General features: G+C 68.8%; 14 protein-coding genes. 11 read left to right on the forward strand and 3 right to left on the reverse strand.

From position 1 onward, the window contains the following. Positions 1-433 precede the first annotated feature (433 nt). Positions 434-1,405, forward strand: coding sequence for a bifunctional riboflavin kinase/FAD synthetase (locus LKD76_RS10995; protein WP_227980925.1), 972 nt, complete (start codon positions 434-436; stop codon positions 1,403-1,405). A gap of 52 nt (positions 1,406-1,457) precedes the next feature. Here LKD76_RS10995 and LKD76_RS11000 read toward each other — a convergent pair whose 3' ends face one another. Next, positions 1,458-2,276: an alpha/beta fold hydrolase gene (locus tag LKD76_RS11000; protein ID WP_227980926.1), complete on the reverse strand. Its 819-nt coding sequence runs from the start codon at positions 2,274-2,276 to the stop codon at positions 1,458-1,460. 255 nt (positions 2,277-2,531) lie between these two features. Here LKD76_RS11000 and rpsO point away from each other — a divergent pair, with 255 nt between their 5' ends. The 3 genes from rpsO to LKD76_RS11015 all read left to right on the forward strand — a co-directional run bounded on the left by rpsO (position 2,532) and on the right by LKD76_RS11015 (position 6,977). After that, entirely contained in the window at positions 2,532-2,801 is a 270-nt protein-coding gene (rpsO, locus tag LKD76_RS11005) for a 30S ribosomal protein S15 (protein ID WP_227980927.1), read from the forward strand. Positions 2,802-3,185: 384 nt separating this feature from the next. Further along, positions 3,186-5,483, forward strand: coding sequence for a polyribonucleotide nucleotidyltransferase (locus LKD76_RS11010; RefSeq protein ID WP_227980928.1), 2,298 nt, complete (start codon positions 3,186-3,188; stop codon positions 5,481-5,483). A gap of 177 nt (positions 5,484-5,660) precedes the next feature. Further along, positions 5,661-6,977: a M16 family metallopeptidase gene (locus LKD76_RS11015; protein ID WP_227985202.1), complete on the forward strand. Its 1,317-nt coding sequence runs from the start codon at positions 5,661-5,663 to the stop codon at positions 6,975-6,977. Position 6,978: 1 nt separating this feature from the next. On the opposite strand, the gene LKD76_RS11020 is transcribed toward LKD76_RS11015, so the two are convergent. After that, positions 6,979-7,320: an ArsR/SmtB family transcription factor gene (locus LKD76_RS11020; RefSeq protein ID WP_227980929.1), complete on the reverse strand. Its 342-nt coding sequence runs from the start codon at positions 7,318-7,320 to the stop codon at positions 6,979-6,981. A 96-nt stretch (positions 7,321-7,416) separates the two neighbouring features. On the opposite strand from LKD76_RS11020, the gene LKD76_RS11025 reads away from it, so the two are divergent. The 5 genes from LKD76_RS11025 (at position 7,417) to LKD76_RS11045 (ending at position 12,698) form a co-directional block, all read left to right on the forward strand. Further along, positions 7,417-8,622, forward strand: a complete 1,206-nt coding sequence (locus tag LKD76_RS11025) for an MFS transporter (protein ID WP_227980930.1) — start codon at positions 7,417-7,419, stop codon at positions 8,620-8,622. Positions 8,623-8,700: 78 nt separating this feature from the next. Continuing rightward, a complete protein-coding gene (locus tag LKD76_RS11030; RefSeq protein ID WP_227980931.1) occupies positions 8,701-10,047 on the forward strand; it encodes a pentapeptide repeat-containing protein in 1,347 nt (448 codons plus the stop codon). An 86-nt stretch (positions 10,048-10,133) separates the two neighbouring features. Further along, a complete protein-coding gene (locus tag LKD76_RS11035) occupies positions 10,134-11,249 on the forward strand; it encodes an alcohol dehydrogenase catalytic domain-containing protein (RefSeq protein ID WP_227980932.1) in 1,116 nt (371 codons plus the stop codon). Positions 11,250-11,410: 161 nt separating this feature from the next. Continuing rightward, on the forward strand, positions 11,411-12,166 hold the full coding sequence (gene dapB, locus LKD76_RS11040) for a 4-hydroxy-tetrahydrodipicolinate reductase (RefSeq protein WP_227980933.1): 756 nt from the start codon (positions 11,411-11,413) through the stop codon (positions 12,164-12,166). Between the two features lie 37 nt (positions 12,167-12,203). After that, positions 12,204-12,698 (forward strand): hypothetical protein, encoded by a 495-nt coding sequence (locus LKD76_RS11045; RefSeq protein WP_227980934.1) that lies wholly within the window; start codon positions 12,204-12,206, stop codon positions 12,696-12,698. Between the two features lie 21 nt (positions 12,699-12,719). Here LKD76_RS11045 and LKD76_RS11050 read toward each other — a convergent pair whose 3' ends face one another. Beyond that, positions 12,720-13,670, reverse strand: a complete 951-nt coding sequence (locus LKD76_RS11050) for an NADP-dependent oxidoreductase (protein ID WP_227980935.1) — start codon at positions 13,668-13,670, stop codon at positions 12,720-12,722. Between the two features lie 295 nt (positions 13,671-13,965). Between LKD76_RS11050 and LKD76_RS11055 the strand changes: the two genes are divergently transcribed. Together LKD76_RS11055 and LKD76_RS11060 are read left to right on the forward strand one after the other, a co-directional pair. Beyond that, entirely contained in the window at positions 13,966-15,219 is a 1,254-nt protein-coding gene (locus LKD76_RS11055; protein ID WP_227980936.1) for a cytochrome P450 family protein, read from the forward strand. A 10-nt stretch (positions 15,220-15,229) separates the two neighbouring features. Next, complete coding sequence (locus LKD76_RS11060) at positions 15,230-16,483, forward strand: cytochrome P450 family protein (RefSeq protein ID WP_227980937.1); 1,254 nt, start codon at positions 15,230-15,232, stop codon at positions 16,481-16,483. The last annotated feature ends 11 nt before the right edge of the window (positions 16,484-16,494 follow it).

A 16,494-nucleotide genomic window follows, 5' to 3' on the forward strand; every position in this document is an offset into this window, starting at 1 on the left:
ACGCCGGGTGGCGACATCACGTTTTCCGGGCACGTATCGAGCTTAGCGGGGGCAGGCGCGGGCTCGGAGGAGGCAGCCTGCGTAACCACGGAGAGCTCGTGGCGGGCCCCGCTCATCAGGCACAGCGGGGGCAGGCGCGGGCTCGGAGGAGGCAGCCTGCGTAACCACGGAGAGCTCGTGGCGGGCCCCGCTCGTCAGGCACAGCGGGGGCAGGCGCGGGCTCGGAGGAGGCAGCCTGCGTAACCACGGAGAGCTCGTGGCGGGCCCCGCTCATCAGGCACAGCGGGGGCAGGCGTGGGCTCGGAGGAGGCAGCCTGGCGTGACCACGCCCGCGACCCGCGGGCGCTGGTTCACCCTGTCGCCGGTGACGGTCGGGTGAACAACAGCCCCGCCGAATCCCGGTCGGTGTCCGCTCTTGCGTAGGCTGCGGTGTGTGCAGAGATGGCGAAGTCTCGAGGAAATGCCACCGGACTGGGGGCGGTGCGTGCTCACCATCGGCGTGTTCGACGGTGTCCATCGCGGTCACGCCCAGCTGATCAGCCGTGCCGTGAAATCCGCTGCGGTACGCGGTGTTCCCTCGGTTCTGATGACCTTCGATCCGCATCCGATGGAGGTGGTGCGCCCCGGTTCGCATCCGGCGCAGCTCACCACGCTGACCCGGCGCGCGGAACTGGTGGAGGAACTCGGTATCGATGTGTTCTGCGTGATGCCGTTCACGCAGGACTTCATGAAGCTGACCCCCGGCCGCTACGTCCACGATCTGCTGGTCGAGAAGTTGCATGTGGCCGAGGTCGTGGTCGGTGACAACTTCACCTTCGGCAAGAAGGCCGCCGGCACCGTGGAGACCATGCGCGAGCTGGGCGGCCGGTTCGGCTTCGAGGTCGACGGGGTGACCCTGGTCGGCGAGCATGCGGTGACCTTGTCCTCCACCTACATCCGGGCCTGCGTCGATGCCGGCGATATGGCCGCGGCGGCCGACGCGCTGGGCCGCCCGCACCGGGTGGAGGGGGTGGTGGTGCACGGTGACGGCCGGGGCCGCGAACTGGGCTTCCCGACCGCCAACGTGGCGCCGCCGATGCATGCCGCCATTCCCGCCGACGGCGTGTACGCGGGCTGGTTCACCGTGCTGGCCGCCGGGGAGACCGTCGGCGACATCCGTCCCGGCAAGCCGGTGATGGCGGCGATCTCGGTCGGTACCAATCCGACGTTCTCCGGCCGCACGCGAACGGTGGAGGCGTTCGTGCTCGATACCGAGGCCGATCTGTACGGCCAGCACGTCGCGGTCGATTTCGTGAAGCATCTGCGCGGTATGCGCCGTTTCGATTCGGTGGACGAGCTGATCGCCGCGATGCGCGGCGACGTCGAGCAGACCCGCCAGGTCCTCGCCGCCGGCTCCGCGGGCTGAGCCCTCCGCGATCGTCTCACCGGCCCGTCCGGTGAGACGACGCGAATCGGGTTCACCGCGAGGCGAATTCGTCGATCTCGCGGTTGAGTTCGGCGGCGTGGGTGACGTAGAGCCCGTGTCCGGCCGTCGGGAACTCCTTCAGGACGGCGTCCGCCAGCAGGTCCACCGCGACCCGGCTGGTCGGCTCGATCGGGATCGATTGATCGGCCAGACCGTGCAGCAGCAGGACCGGAACGGTGATCCGCGCCAGATCCGGCCGCAGATCGGAATCGGCGATCTCGCGCTGCATCGTCGTCGCGGCCCACGGGGCACACGACAGGCAGCGGCGGACCTCTTGGTCGATCAGCGCGGGGGAGACGTCGTTGCCCAGGTGGGTCGCGAAGTAGCCCTGCGCGCGGTCCGCCATCCACTTGGCCCGGTCGGCGCACAGCGCGGCGATCGACGCGTCGATCGCGGCCGCGGGAACTCCCGCGGGGTGGTCCTCGCTCCAGCGCAGTTTGGGGACCGCCGCGGCCACCAGCACGAGCTTGCGAATGCGGTCCTGACCGTGCCGGGCCAGGTAGTGCACCGCCTCCGCGCCGCCACCGGAATGCCCGATGAGCACGGCGTCGCGGATATCCAGGTGTTCGAGGAACGCGGCCACGTCGTCGGCGCGGGTGTCGTTGTCGTAGCCGTCGGCCGGGCGGTCGGAGCGGCCGTGACCGCGCCGATCGAGCAGAATGCAGCGGTAGCCTCGCTCGACGAGGTACGGCACCTGGTGTTCCCACATATCGGTGTTGAGCGACCATCCGGCGAGGAACACGATCGGGGCGCCCGTGCCGTACACCTCGTAGGCGAGTGTGGTGTTGTCGGCGGTCTGGAAGTACGGCATCGTCATCTCCTGTTTCTGTGGTGTGCCAACAACATTCGCAGTCGCGGGGAACGGAAGCGATTACCCGTCGGGTAATGCCCGCGCACCCCTCGCCGGGCCGGGCCGGGCGCGCCGGTGGCGGGGATGGCAGTCCGATTCGGATCGGCGCAGGTGATCCGGTAGGCTGGCTCGTCGGGTCTGCTGCGGTCCGCGGTGGCGCCCGCCCGGGATTTCCCGGTGTCCTCGAGCGCGGACTGAGAAATTAGGAGTGAATTCGTGGCTCTGACCACCGAGCAGAAGGCGGCCATCCTCAAGGAGTACGGCCTGCACGAGAAGGACACCGGTTCGCCGGAGGCCCAGATCGCCATGCTGTCCAAGCGGATCGCCGACCTGACCGAGCACCTGAAGGTGCACAAGCACGATCACCACACCCGCCACGGCCTGCTGGGCCTGATCGGCCGTCGCCGTCGCCTGTCGAAGTACCTGCAGGCCAAGGACATCGAGCGCTACCGCACTCTGATCGAGCGGCTCGGCCTGCGGCGCTGATCCACTCGCACCCATACGACGCGAGCGAGACGCGCTGACAATCACAAGGTAGTTAACGCGCAGCCGACGGGGAGGCATAGACTCTTCCCCGTCGGTTAGTCGTATATCGGCACCGCACCAGCCGTATGCACCCGCACGCGTGGCGTCGGTCTTCGGTAGTGGCCTTTCGGCGAGAGTTGCCGGCGGGCTTCGATCGATGACCGCCTCCGCGTCGCCGGTTCCATGGGGGATCGGCCGGGTGTGCGCCGCCGCAGCCAGGAGGGTTGCCGCGCGCCCGAACCCGGGTACGGCTGCCCCTGTGCAGGGAAACCGCAGCGCAGGGACACCGGCCGGATCGCGCCACTGGGCGTTGGATCCGGCAAGACGAGAGGTTGAGACAGAAATATGACCGAATCCCAGACCAGCTCCGCCATCGAGGTCGAACCCGGTGTGTTCGAATCGGTGGCGCTGATCGACAACGGCAGCTACGGCACCCGCACGGTGCGATTCGAGACCGGGCGCCTGGCCAAGCAGGCCGCCGGCTCCGTCGTCGCCTACCTGGACGACGAGACCATGCTGCTGTCGGCCACCACGGCCGGTAAGCACCCCAAGGACCAGTTCGACTTCTTCCCGCTGACGGTCGATGTCGAGGAGCGGATGTACGCCGCGGGCCGCATCCCCGGTTCCTTCTTCCGTCGCGAGGGCCGTCCCTCCACCGACGCGATCCTGACCTGCCGCCTGATCGACCGTCCGCTGCGCCCGTCGTTCGTCGACGGCCTGCGCAACGAGATCCAGGTCGTGGTCACGGTGATGAGCCTGGATCCCAAGGATCTCTACGACGTGGTCGCCATCAACGCGGCCTCGGCGTCGACCCAGATCTCCGGCCTGCCGTTCTCCGGTCCGGTCGGCGGTGTGCGCGTCGCTCTCATCGACGGTCAGTGGGTTGCCTTCCCGACCGTCGAGCAGCTCGAGACCGCCGTCTTCGACATGGTCGTCGCCGGCCGCGTCGTCGAATCCGGTGACGTCGCGATCATGATGGTCGAGGCCGAGGCCACCGACAAGGTGATCGCGCTGGTCGAGGCCGGTGCGCAGGCGCCGACCGAGACCGTCGTGGCCGAGGGCCTCGAGGCCGCCAAGCCGTTCATCGCCCGGCTGTGCAAGGCGCAGGCCGATCTGGCCACGCTGGCCGCCAAACCCACCGAGGAGTTCCCGCTCTTCCCGCCGTACGAGGCCGACGTCTACACCGCCGTCGAGGGCACCGCGAAGGTTCCGCTGGGCCAGGCGCTGTCGATCGCCGGTAAGCAGGAGCGCGACGAGCGCACCGACGAGATCAAGCTCGAGGTGCTGTCCGCGCTGGCCGAGGATTTCGAGGGCCGCGAGAAGGAGATCGGCGCGGCGTTCCGCGCGGTCACCAAGAAGCTCGTGCGTCAGCGCATCCTGTCCGACGGCTTCCGTATCGACGGCCGTGGCCTGGCCGATATCCGGGCCCTGTCCGCCGAGGTCGCGGTCGTGCCGCGGGCACACGGTTCGGCGCTGTTCGAGCGTGGCGAGACCCAGATCCTGGGCGTCACCACCCTCGACATGGTGAAGATGGCCCAGCAGGTCGACTCGCTCGGCCCGGAGACCAGCAAGCGCTACATGCACCACTACAACTTCCCGCCGTTCTCCACCGGTGAGACCGGCCGCGTCGGCTCGCCCAAGCGGCGCGAGATCGGCCACGGCGCCCTCGCCGAGCGCGCGCTGGTGCCGGTGCTGCCGAGCCAGGAGGAGTTCCCCTACGCCATCCGTCAGGTGTCGGAGGCGCTGGGATCCAACGGATCCACCTCGATGGGTTCGGTGTGTGCCTCGACCCTGTCGCTGCTGAACGCGGGTGTGCCGCTGAAGTCCCCGGTCGCCGGTATCGCGATGGGCCTGGTGTCCGACGAGGTCACCAACGACAAGGGTGAGTCCGAGACCCGTTACGTCGCGCTGACCGACATCCTCGGCGCCGAGGATGCCTTCGGCGACATGGACTTCAAGGTCGCCGGTACCCCGGACTTCGTGACGGCCCTGCAGCTGGACACCAAGCTCGACGGCATCCCCTCGAAGGTGCTCGCGGGGGCGCTCAACCAGGCTCGCGACGCGCGCCTGACCATCCTGGACGTGATGGCCGAGGCCATCGCCACCCCGGACGAGATGAGCCCCTACGCCCCGCGCGTCACCGCGATCAAGATCCCGGTCGACAAGATCGGCGAGGTCATCGGGCCCAAGGGCAAGATGATCAACCAGATCACCGAGGACACCGGCGCCAACATCTCCATCGAGGACGACGGCACCGTGTTCGTCGGCGCGACCGACGGCCCGTCGGCGCAGGCCGCGATCGACGCGATCAACGCCATCGCCAACCCGCAGCTGCCGAAGGTCGGCGAGCGCTTCCTGGGCACGGTCGTCAAGACCACCGCCTTCGGCGCGTTCGTCTCGCTGCTGCCGGGCCGCGACGGTCTGGTGCACATCTCGAAGCTGGGCAACGGCAAGCGGGTCGGCAAGGTCGAGGACGTGGTCAACGTCGGCGACAAGATCCGCGTCGAGATCGCCGATATCGACAACCGCGGCAAGATCTCGCTGGTTCCGGTCGCCGAGGACGAGGCAGCGGCGGACACCTCCGCTGACTCGGCCGCCTCCGCCGACGAGGCTCCGGCTGTCGCCGAGGCCGCTGCCGAGTAATAGTTGGGTGTGACGAAGAAGAAGCCCTCGGCGCGCGTATCGAATTCGAAGGGTTCGGTACGCGCGCCGGGCAGTACAGCGCGCGCCGCGCGCGATGAGCGTTCCGCGCGTGCGACATCGGCTCGACCTCCCAGCGACGCGGCCCCCTTGCTCGCACTCGAGCAGGGGGTTTCGTCGCTGGTACTCGCCGAGGACGGTTCTCCCTCCGACAGCGGGGTGCGGCGCACGGTGCTGCCCGGCGGCCTGCGGGTGGTGACCGAGCACGTGCCCGGAGTGCGTTCGGCCTCGATCGGGGTCTGGGTGGGCGTCGGTTCCCGTGACGAGGGCCCGACCGTCGCCGGTGCCGCGCACTTCCTGGAACATCTGCTGTTCAAGGCGACACCGACGCGCTCGGCGCTGCAGATCGCGGAGGCCGTGGACGCGGTCGGCGGCGAACTGAACGCGTTCACCGCCAAGGAACAGACCTGCTATTACGCTCATGTCCTCGACGACGATCTGCCGCTGGCGATCGACGTGGTCTCCGATGTGGTGCTCAACGGCCTGTGCCGGCCCGCCGACGTCGATGTCGAACGTCAGGTCGTGCTCGAGGAGATCTCGATGCGCGACGACGATCCCGAGGATCTGGTCGGCGACTGCTTTCTCACCGCACTGTTCGGCGATCATCCGATCGGGCGGCCGGTGATCGGCACCGTCGACTCGATCGAGGAGATGACGGCCGCTCAGTTGCGGGGTTTCCATCTGCGCCGGTACCGGCCGGACCGGATGGTGGTCGCGGTGGCGGGCAATATCGAACACGATCACACGGTGGAGTTGGTGCACCGTGCCTTCGGCGGCCGGCTCGATCCGCTGTGCTCGCCGGCGCCGCGGCGCGAAGGCCGGTTCCGGACCCGGGCCGCCCCGCAACTGCACCGGATCTACCGCGACAGTGAGCAGGCCCACCTGGTCTTCGGGGTGCGGGCGTTCGGCCGGCACGAGGGGCACAAGCGCTGGCCGCTGTCGGTGTTGAACACGGTGCTCGGCGGTGGGCTGAGTTCGCGGTTGTTCCAGCGGATCCGGGAGGAACGGGGTCTGGCGTACTCGGTGTACTCGAGCGTGGACACCTTCGCCGATACCGGGGCGTTCTCGGTCTATCTGGGCTGCCAGCCCGAAAATCTCGGCGAGGTGGCGAGTTTGGCGCGCGGTGTTCTGGAAGATGTTGCCGCCAACGGGATCACCGACGCCGAATGCGCGCGAGCAAAGGGGTCGCTGCGTGGTGGCCTGGTGCTCGGACTCGAGGATTCCGGATCCCGGATGAATCGCATCGGGCGCAGTGAGCTCAGTTACGGCAATCACCGCAGCGTCTCCGAGACGCTGGCCCGGATCGACGCGGTGACCACCGAGGAGGTTTCGGCCATCGCCGCGAGCCTGCTGGCCCGGCCCTATGCGGCCTCGGTGGCCGGGCCGTATCGGCGCACCCGCGAATTGCCCGGCGCGGTGCGGCGATTGGCGGACTGAGTCAGTCTCCCGGTGGTTTCTGCTCGCCGGCCCGGTTGGCCGCGCCGACCACGGCCGCGAGCAGTCCCGGCAGCGCGTGGTCGACCTCCGCGGTGCGCAGCCGCGCATAGGTCTGCCCATCCGCGACGATGCGCTCGGTGATGCCGGCCTCACGCAGAATCTTCAGGTGGTGGGTGGCGGTCGACTTGTTGATGGTGTCGTAGAGCTGTCCACAGCGCATCGCGGCGCCGGCGTTGCTGAGACGGCGCACCATCTCCAATCGCACGGGGTCGTGCAGGGCGCCGAGTACGTCCTGTACGGCGGCGACCGGATGGGACTCCACGGTCGTATGGGTGTCGGTCATGATCTTTCTCACGGGATATTTGGTTTGATGGGAATCAAACCATCGCTACGGTGGTTGAGTTCGATCGCAATCAAACTTACCTGATGGAGAGAGTCGATGGCCGCAACCGTGACAGTTGCACCGGCCCAGCGGACCACCCAGTCCTGGGCCTATGCGCTGATTCTGGTCGCCAGTGGAGTAGCGCTCGGCGTATCCGGTGTTCCCGCCCCGCTTTACGGCCTCTATCAGAAGGAATGGCACTTCTCGCCGCTGACCACCACGATCGTGTTCGCCGTGTACGCGATCGCCGCCCTGGCCGCGGTGCTGGTATCGGGGAAGGTCTCCGATGTGGTGGGCCGCAAGCCGGTGCTGCTGGGCGCGCTGGCCACGATGGTGCTCGGCCTGATCGTCTTCCTGCTCGCCGACAATGTGGCGATGCTGCTGGTGGCACGCGCGCTGCACGGTGTCGCGGTGGGCGCGACAGTCGTGGCCGGTGCGGCCGCCCTGCTGGATCTGCGGCCCCAGCACGGCGCGCGGTCGGGTCAGCTGACCGGGGTCGCGTTCAATGTCGGTATGGCCGTGGCCATTCTGGGCTCGGCCCTGCTCGCGCAGTACGTCCCGCATCCGCTGCGCACGCCGTACGTGGTGATCACGGTGTTCTGCCTGCTGATCGGCGCCGGTGTGGTGCTGATGACCGAAACCCACACCACCCGGGTACCCGGTCCGATCCGGATCGCGAAACCGGCCGTGCCGCAGGAGATTCGCGCGGACTTCTGGTTCTCCGCACTGGGCGTGATGGCGGCGTGGTCGGTCCTGGGCGTGCTGCTGTCGCTGTATCCCTCGCTGGCGGCGGCGAAGACCGGGGTGCACAACCTGGTGTTCGGCGGGGCCGTGGTGGCCTCGACGGCGACCGCCGGGGCCCTCGCTCAGCTGTTCGCGACCTCGATTCCGGCGCGGCGCGCGGCCGTCGCCGGCGATACGGGCATGGCGATCGCCTTGCTGCTGACGTTGCCCGCGCTGGCCACCCACAACTGGGTCGTGGTCCTGGTCGCGGGGGTGGTGCTCGGCGCCACCTTCGGTCTGGGTTTCGGTGGCTCGCTGCGGCACCTGTCGAATGTGGTGCCACAGCACAAGCGCGGCGAGACGATGTCGGCCTACTATCTGCTGGCCTATTCCGCGATGGCCCTGCCGACCGTGCTGGCGGGCTGGGCGGCCACGGAATGGGGGATGGGCACCATCTTCCCGTGGTTCGTGGTGATCGTCGCCGCGGCCTGCCTGACCGCCGCCGCGATCGGCGTGCGCGGCAGCCGGGCCGCGGCCTGAGCAGCCGAACGACGTGCCGGACAAGGGAATACGGCGCTCACCGGGCGGTGGGCGCCCTATCCCCGTTACTATGCGGCCATGGTTCGGCGGGGGACATTTCTGGAGCGCCAGGCGCAGCGGATGCAGCGTTCGGCGCTGCTGGTGGCGGTGGTCTCGGTGGTGTTCGGCGCACTGGCGATCGCGACATTCACCTGGTGGGTGCTGTGGTTACTACTCGGCGCCAAGGCCGACACCCCGAATCAACTGGATCTGACCAAGATCGCGCTGTCGGTATCGGCGGGTGTGGGTGGTGCGGTGGCGCTGGTGGTCGCCTACCGCCGGCAGCGGGACAACGAGCGCGGCCGATTCGCCCAGTTGTTCGGAGCCGCGGCGGCCCAGCTGGGTAATGCCGATGTCGCCGTGCGGATGGCCGGGGTCTACGCGATGGCCGGTGTGGCGGACGAATTCTCGGCACGAAGTCGTCGTCAACAGTGCATCGACGTCCTCTGCGGCTACCTGCGGCTGCCCTACGACCCGGCCGACGGCGCCACCCATCTGAGCTCGCGCAAGACCACGGCCGAGGCCGAGGGGGCAGAGGTGGAGCGGGTCTACCGGTTGCGTCAGAACGATCGCGAGGTCCGGCGGACGATCGTGGCGGTGATCGCCGCCCATCTACGTCCACAAGCCGAAATATCCTGGTCCACTTACCACTTCAATTTCGATGACGCGGTACTGGAGAATGTCGACTTCCGCTGGGCGGTCTTCGCCGGGCGTCACACCCACCTGCGCGGCGCGCACTTCACCGGCGACCGATCGGCAAATTTCGAGAGCGTCCAATTCGTCGGCCAGCATGTGACCTTCCACGGCGCGCGCTTCGACGGCGATGCGCTGTTCCGCGGTGCGCGATTCGTGCCGGCCGAGGACGAGGTTCACACCGGCCGGGTCGGCACCAGCTTCATCAACGCCGCCTTTCACGGAAAGGCCGACTTCTCCGATACCGAATTCGGCGGGCTGCGCACGCGCTTCACCGGCGCGCGCTTCTCCGGCCGGTCGACCGCGTTCGTCCGGGCTCGTTTCACCGCCGACGTCACCGGTTTCGACGCTGTCCGTTTCGCGGGCAAGCGGACCCATTTCGAGGCGGTAACCGTCGAGAGTCCGCGAATCACGTTCGCGCACGCCGAATTCCGTTCATCGCAGACCGTTTTCGACAATGCGCGGATCGCAGCGCCCGCGGGCCACGGAACCGACCCGGATTTCACCGGCGTCACCTACCGCGGCAGCGTCTCGGCCGAGGACGCGGTCATCCAGGGGTGGCCCGGATTGCCCGAGGCCGCTGGTACCTCACAACCGGATGCTGCGCAGGGCGCGACCGGTACGGCCGATGACGGCCGGCATGCCGATGGCGCGGACGCCCCCGCTCCCGGCGATATGCGCTCCCTCTCCTAGCGGCGGCGTTCGCCCGGCCACCGGCACCGCCCGGCCCGCGCCGGCCACGGTGTCTGCAAAGGGTGGGCCCCGGTACCGTCGGTTCCATGAAGATTCGTGGTGCTGTGCTGGAGCGGATCGGGGACCCGGTTCCCTACGCGGACTCGACGCCGATCGTGGTCGAGGAGCTGGAATTGGGGGAACCCGGCCCGGGTGAGCTGCTCGTCCGGATCGAGGCGGCGGGGCTGTGCCATTCGGATCTGTCGGTGGTGGACGGCAACCGGGTACGGCCGCTGCCGATGCTGCTGGGCCACGAGGCGGCCGGGCGCATCGAACAACTCGGTCCGGGCGACAGCGATCTGCGCCTCGGCCAGCGCGTGGTGATGACCTTCCTGCCCCGCTGCGGACAGTGCGAGGGCTGTGCCACCGACGGTCGCACCCCCTGCGTACCCGGCAGCGTCGCCAACAACGGCGGTGAACTGCTCGGCGGCGGGCGCCGGCTGGCCCGTGGCGACGGTCCGGTACATCACCATCTCGGGGTTTCCGGTTTCGCCACGCACGCGGTGGTGGATCGGCGCTCGGTCGTCCCGGTCGACGACGACGTACCGCCCGAAGTGGCCGCCGTCCTCGGCTGCGCGGTCCTGACCGGGGGCGGCGCGCTGCTGAACTCGGCGCGGCCCGGTGTGGGTGATCGCATCATGGTGGTCGGACTGGGCGGAGTCGGCATGGCGGCGGTGCTGGTCGCCGCCTCGCTGCGGGAAAACCTCGGCGGCGAGGTGATCGCGGTCGACACCCTGCCGGAGAAGTTGACACTGGCCCGCGAGCTCGGCGCCACCCAGGTCTACACCCCGGCCGAGCTGACCGATCAGGGGATCGTCGCCGAGATCGTGGTCGAAGCGGCGGGAAACGTGCGCGCGTTCGAGACGGCGGTGGCCGCGACCGCGCCCGGCGGTACGACGGTCACCGTCGGCCTGCCCAACCCCGAAGCGCGAGCGAGTATTTCGCCGCTGGGGCTGGTGGCCCAAGGGCGCTCGATCGTCGGCAGCTACCTCGGCTCCGCGGTGCCGGCCCGCGATATCCCCGAATACGTGGCGATGTGGCGTGCGGGCCGGCTGCCGGTCGAGCGCCTGGTGTCGGCGCGGATCCGGCTCGACGACATCAACCACGCGATGGACGAACTCGCCGCCGGGCACGGACTGCGGCAGGTGATCATCTTCGACTGAGCGGCCCGGCGGGTGACGCATCCGACTTCCGGGCGACCGGCGTGGCGGCCGGCCCGGGACGGACCGATAGGCTCTGAGCGCAACGGCATCGAAGCGAAGTGGCATCGAAGCGAAGTGGCATCGAAGCGAAGTGGCATCGAACGGTATGTGAGGAGTGCACGGTGGCAGCGAACCGGATCCGGGTGGGCGTACTCGGCGCGCGGGGCAAGGTCGGGCAGGCGATCTGCGCGGCGGTCGAGGCGGCCGGCGATCTGGAACTGGCCGCCGCCGTCGACAAGGACGACGCCTTGGACGCGTTCACCGCGGCCGGCACCCAGGTGGTCGTCGACTTCACCCATCCCGATGTGGTGATGCCGAATCTGAAATGGTTGGTGGAACACGGTATTCACGCCGTCGTCGGCACCACCGGATTCGACGAAGCCCGCCTGGACCAGGTGCGCGACTGGCTGGCGGCCGCCCCCGAGGTCGGCGTGCTGATCGCCCCCAACTTCGCCATCGGCGCGGTGCTGTCCATGCGCTTCGCCGAGCAGGCGGCGCGCTGGTTCGACTCGGTCGAGGTCATCGAACTGCACCACCCGAACAAGGCGGACGCGCCCTCGGGCACCGCCTACCGCACCGCGGGCATCATCGCCGAGGCGCGTAAGCAGGCCGGGGTCGGTCCGAGCCCCGATGCCACCACTACCGAACTCGACGGCGCCCGTGGCGCGAGCGTCGACGGCGTGCGGGTGCACTCGGTCCGGCTCGCGGGTCTGGTCGCCCACCAGGAGGTGCTGTTCGGCACCCAGGGCGAGACGCTGACCATCCGCCACGATTCCATCGACCGCAGCTCCTTCGCCCCGGGTGTGCTGCTGGGTGTGCGGCAGATCGGCGCGCGTCCCGGCCTCACGGTGGGCCTCGACCCGCTGCTCGACCTGTGAGCGAGCGCGCGGGGGCGAGCGCCGGCGAGGTGCGGTCGTGAGCGGCTCCGAGCGCGACAGCGGGCGGCAGGTCGTCCGCATCGTCGGGTTCATCGTCTTCCTGGTCGTCGCCCTGGCCTTCTACTTCCTGCTGCTGGGCCGGATCTCGATCGACCTGATGGGCTCCGGGAATCCGGCCGCGATCGCCATGGGGGTCGGCGTCCTGATCCTGCCGATCCTCGGTGTCTGGGTGGTGGCGACCAGTATTCGCGCCGCCCTCGCCCACCAGCATCTGGCCCGCCGCATCCACGACGAGGGCCTCGAACTCGACACCTCCGATCTGCCGCACCGACCTTCCGGCCGGCTGGAGAAGTCCGCCGCCGACGAACTGTTCGAGCGGGTCAAGAAGGAATACGAAGCCGACCCGGACAACTGGCGCACCAATTACCGGGCTGCCCGCGCCTACGACTACGCCGGCGATCGCGGCCGGGCGCGCGAGACCATGCGGCGCGCGGTGGCGCTGGAGCGCGCCGAACGCGACGCGCGATCCTGAACAACGGACGGATCCGGCCGGTCAGGGGAACTCGAGCACGATGCGCCCTCGCACACCTCCGGCCTCGAGGACTTCATGGGCACGTGCCGCCTGTTCGGCCGGCACGGTGCGGGCCACCCGGAGGGTGAGCGCGCCCTCGGACGCCAGGCGGCTCAGCTCACCGAGCGCGTGCGGATCGTCGAGGTGGTCGGCGACCATCACGAGGTGGACCGAGATATCACGCTCCGGCGTGACGCCGCCGCCCAGGGCCGCGGGCCGCAGGATGACGAACGACCCGCCGTCACGGACGGCCGGGAGCACCGCTTGGCCCTGCAGTGCGGTGTCGATCAGCGCGTCGACACCGTCGGGGACGTGTGCGCGGATGTGCCGGGCGAGGTCGTCGCCGCGGGGGAGCACGATATCGGCGCCGAAGTCGCGGACCATCTGCTCATCGGACGGTTTCGCATCGGCGATGACGGTGTAGCCACGCGTTTTCGCCAACTCGATCACGTAACCGCCGACCGCGCCGGCCGCACCCGTCACCGCGATCGTCCGGCCGGATCGCGGCCCGAGCGCGTCCAGGGCGAACCAGGCGGTGAGGCCGTTCATCGGAAGTGTTGCGGCGGAGGCGAAGTCGCTGCCCTCCGGCATGCGAGCCACCTGGCCCGCAGGCACCACGATCTTGTCGGCGTAGGCCCCGCCCCCGGCGAGCACCGGCAGTGTGACCGCGACGACCCGGTCTCCGCTGCGCCAGCCCGTCGCGGGATCCGCCTCGTCGACGATTCCCGCGGCATCCCATCCGGGCACATAGGGCGGCGCCACCGCTCGGTAGCGGTCGTGTGCCATGCCCGACCGCGTCACGGTGTCGGACGGGTTCACCGCCGCGGCCACGACCTTGATCCGCACGTCACCCGCCCCCGCATGCGGTTCGGGCACATCGACCGGCCGCAGCACCTGCGGACCGCCGGGTTCGTCGAATCCGATCGCCAGCATCACATCTCCCGAGTTCGTGGTGTCATGTCCGTCCGGGCAACCGTCACCGATCGGTGTTTTGTTCCTGCCGACCGGTGAGACAGCTCCGGCATCGCGTGAGTGCCCGGGCCCGCGACCGAACCGTCTCCCCGCCCTGTCAGCTACCCGCACGCAACAAACTACCGTGCCGTCGGTTTTCTCAATTATGTTGAACTGCAACGACTTCCGCTAGGGTGTCGGCCGTGCCCACACAACGAACGGCAGGCAATCTCGCAGGACATCGAACAGGACACGCCACAACACACGCGGTGGCCGCATGGTGAACGACGCGGACGCGGTGCCGACGACCGGATGCCCGGTCGCGTACGGATCGCCCCAGAGCTCCGCCCGACCACAGATCCGGCTGGATTCCACGGAGTTCGCGGCGGATCCGCACGGCGCCTACGAATCCATGCGCGACCGCGGGCCGCTGGTGTCGATCGAACTGGCGCCCGGTGTCCCGGCCACGCTGGTGATCGGATACCAAGCGGCGCTGCAGATTCTCAACGACGAGGCCCGCTTTCCCGCCGATCCACGTCGCTGGGAGAAGAACGCTCCGCCGGACTGCCCGGTGATCCCGATGCTGGGCTACCGCCAGAACGCGCTCCGCACCGCGGGCGCGGAGCACGCCCGTTACCGCCGCACGATCACCGACGCGCTGGAGACGGTGAACCTGCACCAGGTGCACGGTGCGGTCGCGCGTGCCGCCGATTCGCTCGTCAACTCGTTCTGTGAGAGCGGCGCCGCCGATCTTCGGATGGATTACGCCTTTCCGCTGACCTTCCGGGTGCTCAGCGAGCTGATGGGCTTCCCCGCGGACGCCGCGTCCGCGGCCTATCAGGGAATGGCCGCCATGCTGGACGGGGTCGGCGCCGAAGAAGGACAGCAGCGGTTCATCGAAGCCCTGCTCGGGGTGGTCGAGCAGAAGCGAGAACGCCCGGGCGACGACCTCACCTCGCGCCTGCTGGCGCACCCGGACGGGCTCGATCCCATGGAAATGGTGAATCAGGCGGCGTTGTTGTTCTCGGCGGGCACGGAGCCGACCTGCAATCTGATCCTGAATACGCTGCTGCTGTTGATGGCCGACGAAGAGTACGGCGGTGATGTGCTCAGTGGCGCGATGGACACCCGCGACGCCATCGACGAGGTGCTGTTCGCGGATCCGCCACTGGCCAATTTCTGCATGACATATCCGAGACAACCGCAACTCGTCGGCGATGTGTGGTTACCGGCCGATCAGCCGGTGGTCGTGAGCCTGGCCGCCTGCAATACCGACCCGCACATCGTGGGCGGCGACCGCAAGGGAAACCGGTCTCACCTGGCGTGGGGAGTGGGCCCCCACTCGTGCCCGGCGCAGCCGCTCGCGCAGACGATCGCGCGCCAGGCCATCGACCTGCTGCTCGACGCACTTCCCGATATTCGTCCGGAAGTTCCTGCGCAGCAACTAAGTTGGAGGACCGGGCAGTTTCACCGCGCCTTGGCAGCACTGCCGGTGGTGTTTCCCGCGTGCCCGCAGATGCGTCTCACCTGATGGAGCTCCGATGACAGATACGCAGCCGCTGGTGCTGGATCCCAGTGCCACCGACATCCAGGGCGAGCTGGCTCGCATCCGGTCTCGGGGGCCGGTCACCGAGGTGGTGCTTCCCGGCGGCGTACCGGCCTGGTCGGTCACCGACCTCGATGTGCTCAGGCAACTGCTCACCGATCCGCGCGTCTCCAAGGACGCACACCGGCATTGGCCGCAGCTCATCGACGGCGAGATCGGCCAGGACTGGGTGATGTTTCCCTGGGTGGCGGCGAGAAATATGCTCACCACCTACGGCGACCAGCATCAGCGGCTGCGCACACTCGTGGCGCCGGCGTTCACCAACAAGCGCACCCAGGCGCTTCGGCCCCGGATCGAAGCGTTCGTCGCCGAGTTGCTCGACGGGATATCCGCTGTGCCGGACGGTGAAATCATCGATTTGCGTGCCGCTTTCGCCACCGCCCTGCCCATCCGGGTGATCGGCGAACTGATGGGCGTCCCCGCCGGGATGGATGAACAGCTGCGCGTCCACGCGGACGGAATCCTCGACACCAGCCTGGATCCCGCCGCGGTCGGAGCGCATTTCGGGGCGCTGTTCGTCCTCATGGAGGAACTGATGCGGCATAAGCGCGACAACCCCGGCGACGACCTCACCACCGTGCTGATGAACGCCCACGGCGACGCCGACGGATCACGGCTCGACGAACAGGAGTTGCGGGACACGCTGCTGCTGATCATCACGGCCGGCCACGAAACCACCGCGAATCTGCTGGATCACAGCATCATCGGTCTGCTCACCCATCCGGAACAACGGAAAGCGGCCCTCGCGGAACAGACGCCGTGGGCCGAGGTGGTCGAGGAAGGTCTGCGATGGAATGCGCCGCTGGCGCATATGCCGCTGCGTTTCGCGGTGGAAGACATCGACATCGCCGGTAGTTCCGATTTTCCCGGTGTGCGCATCAACCGCGGTGACGTGATCATCGCATCCCTGGCCGGCGCGGGCCGGGACCGAAAGGTGCACGGCGACACCGCCGATGCGTTCGACGCGGGTCGGCGGTCGAAGCAGCATCTCGCGTTCGGATACGGAGTGCACCATTGTCTCGGCGCGCCCCTGGCCCGGCTCGAGGCGGCGATAGCGCTGCCGGCTCTGTTCGGCCGGTTTCCCGAGCTGGAACTCGCGATCGATCCGGCCGAGCTGAGGCCGATTCCGAGCATCGTGACCAACGGGCATCGCGACATCCCGGTTCATCGGACAGCGCGGGACTCCTGAGCCGCGGTTCG

The organism is Nocardia spumae (genome assembly GCF_020733635.1).
GTDB classification, from domain to species: Bacteria; Actinomycetota; Actinomycetes; order Mycobacteriales; family Mycobacteriaceae; genus Nocardia; species Nocardia spumae.

Coding starts and splice junctions, on each gene's coding strand:
- LKD76_RS11000 (WP_227980926.1), bottom strand. CDS start 2,276: ATGCCGTACTTCCAGACCGCCGACAACACCACACTCGCCTACGAGGTG.
- LKD76_RS11010 (WP_227980928.1), top strand. CDS start 3,186: ATGACCGAATCCCAGACCAGCTCCGCCATCGAGGTCGAACCCGGTGTG.
- LKD76_RS11020 (WP_227980929.1), bottom strand. CDS start 7,320: ATGACCGACACCCATACGACCGTGGAGTCCCATCCGGTCGCCGCCGTA.
- LKD76_RS11025 (WP_227980930.1), top strand. CDS start 7,417: ATGGCCGCAACCGTGACAGTTGCACCGGCCCAGCGGACCACCCAGTCC.
- LKD76_RS11030 (WP_227980931.1), top strand. CDS start 8,701: ATGGTTCGGCGGGGGACATTTCTGGAGCGCCAGGCGCAGCGGATGCAG.
- LKD76_RS11035 (WP_227980932.1), top strand. CDS start 10,134: ATGAAGATTCGTGGTGCTGTGCTGGAGCGGATCGGGGACCCGGTTCCC.
- LKD76_RS11050 (WP_227980935.1), bottom strand. CDS start 13,670: ATGCTGGCGATCGGATTCGACGAACCCGGCGGTCCGCAGGTGCTGCGG.
- LKD76_RS11055 (WP_227980936.1), top strand. CDS start 13,966: ATGGTGAACGACGCGGACGCGGTGCCGACGACCGGATGCCCGGTCGCG.
- LKD76_RS11060 (WP_227980937.1), top strand. CDS start 15,230: ATGACAGATACGCAGCCGCTGGTGCTGGATCCCAGTGCCACCGACATC.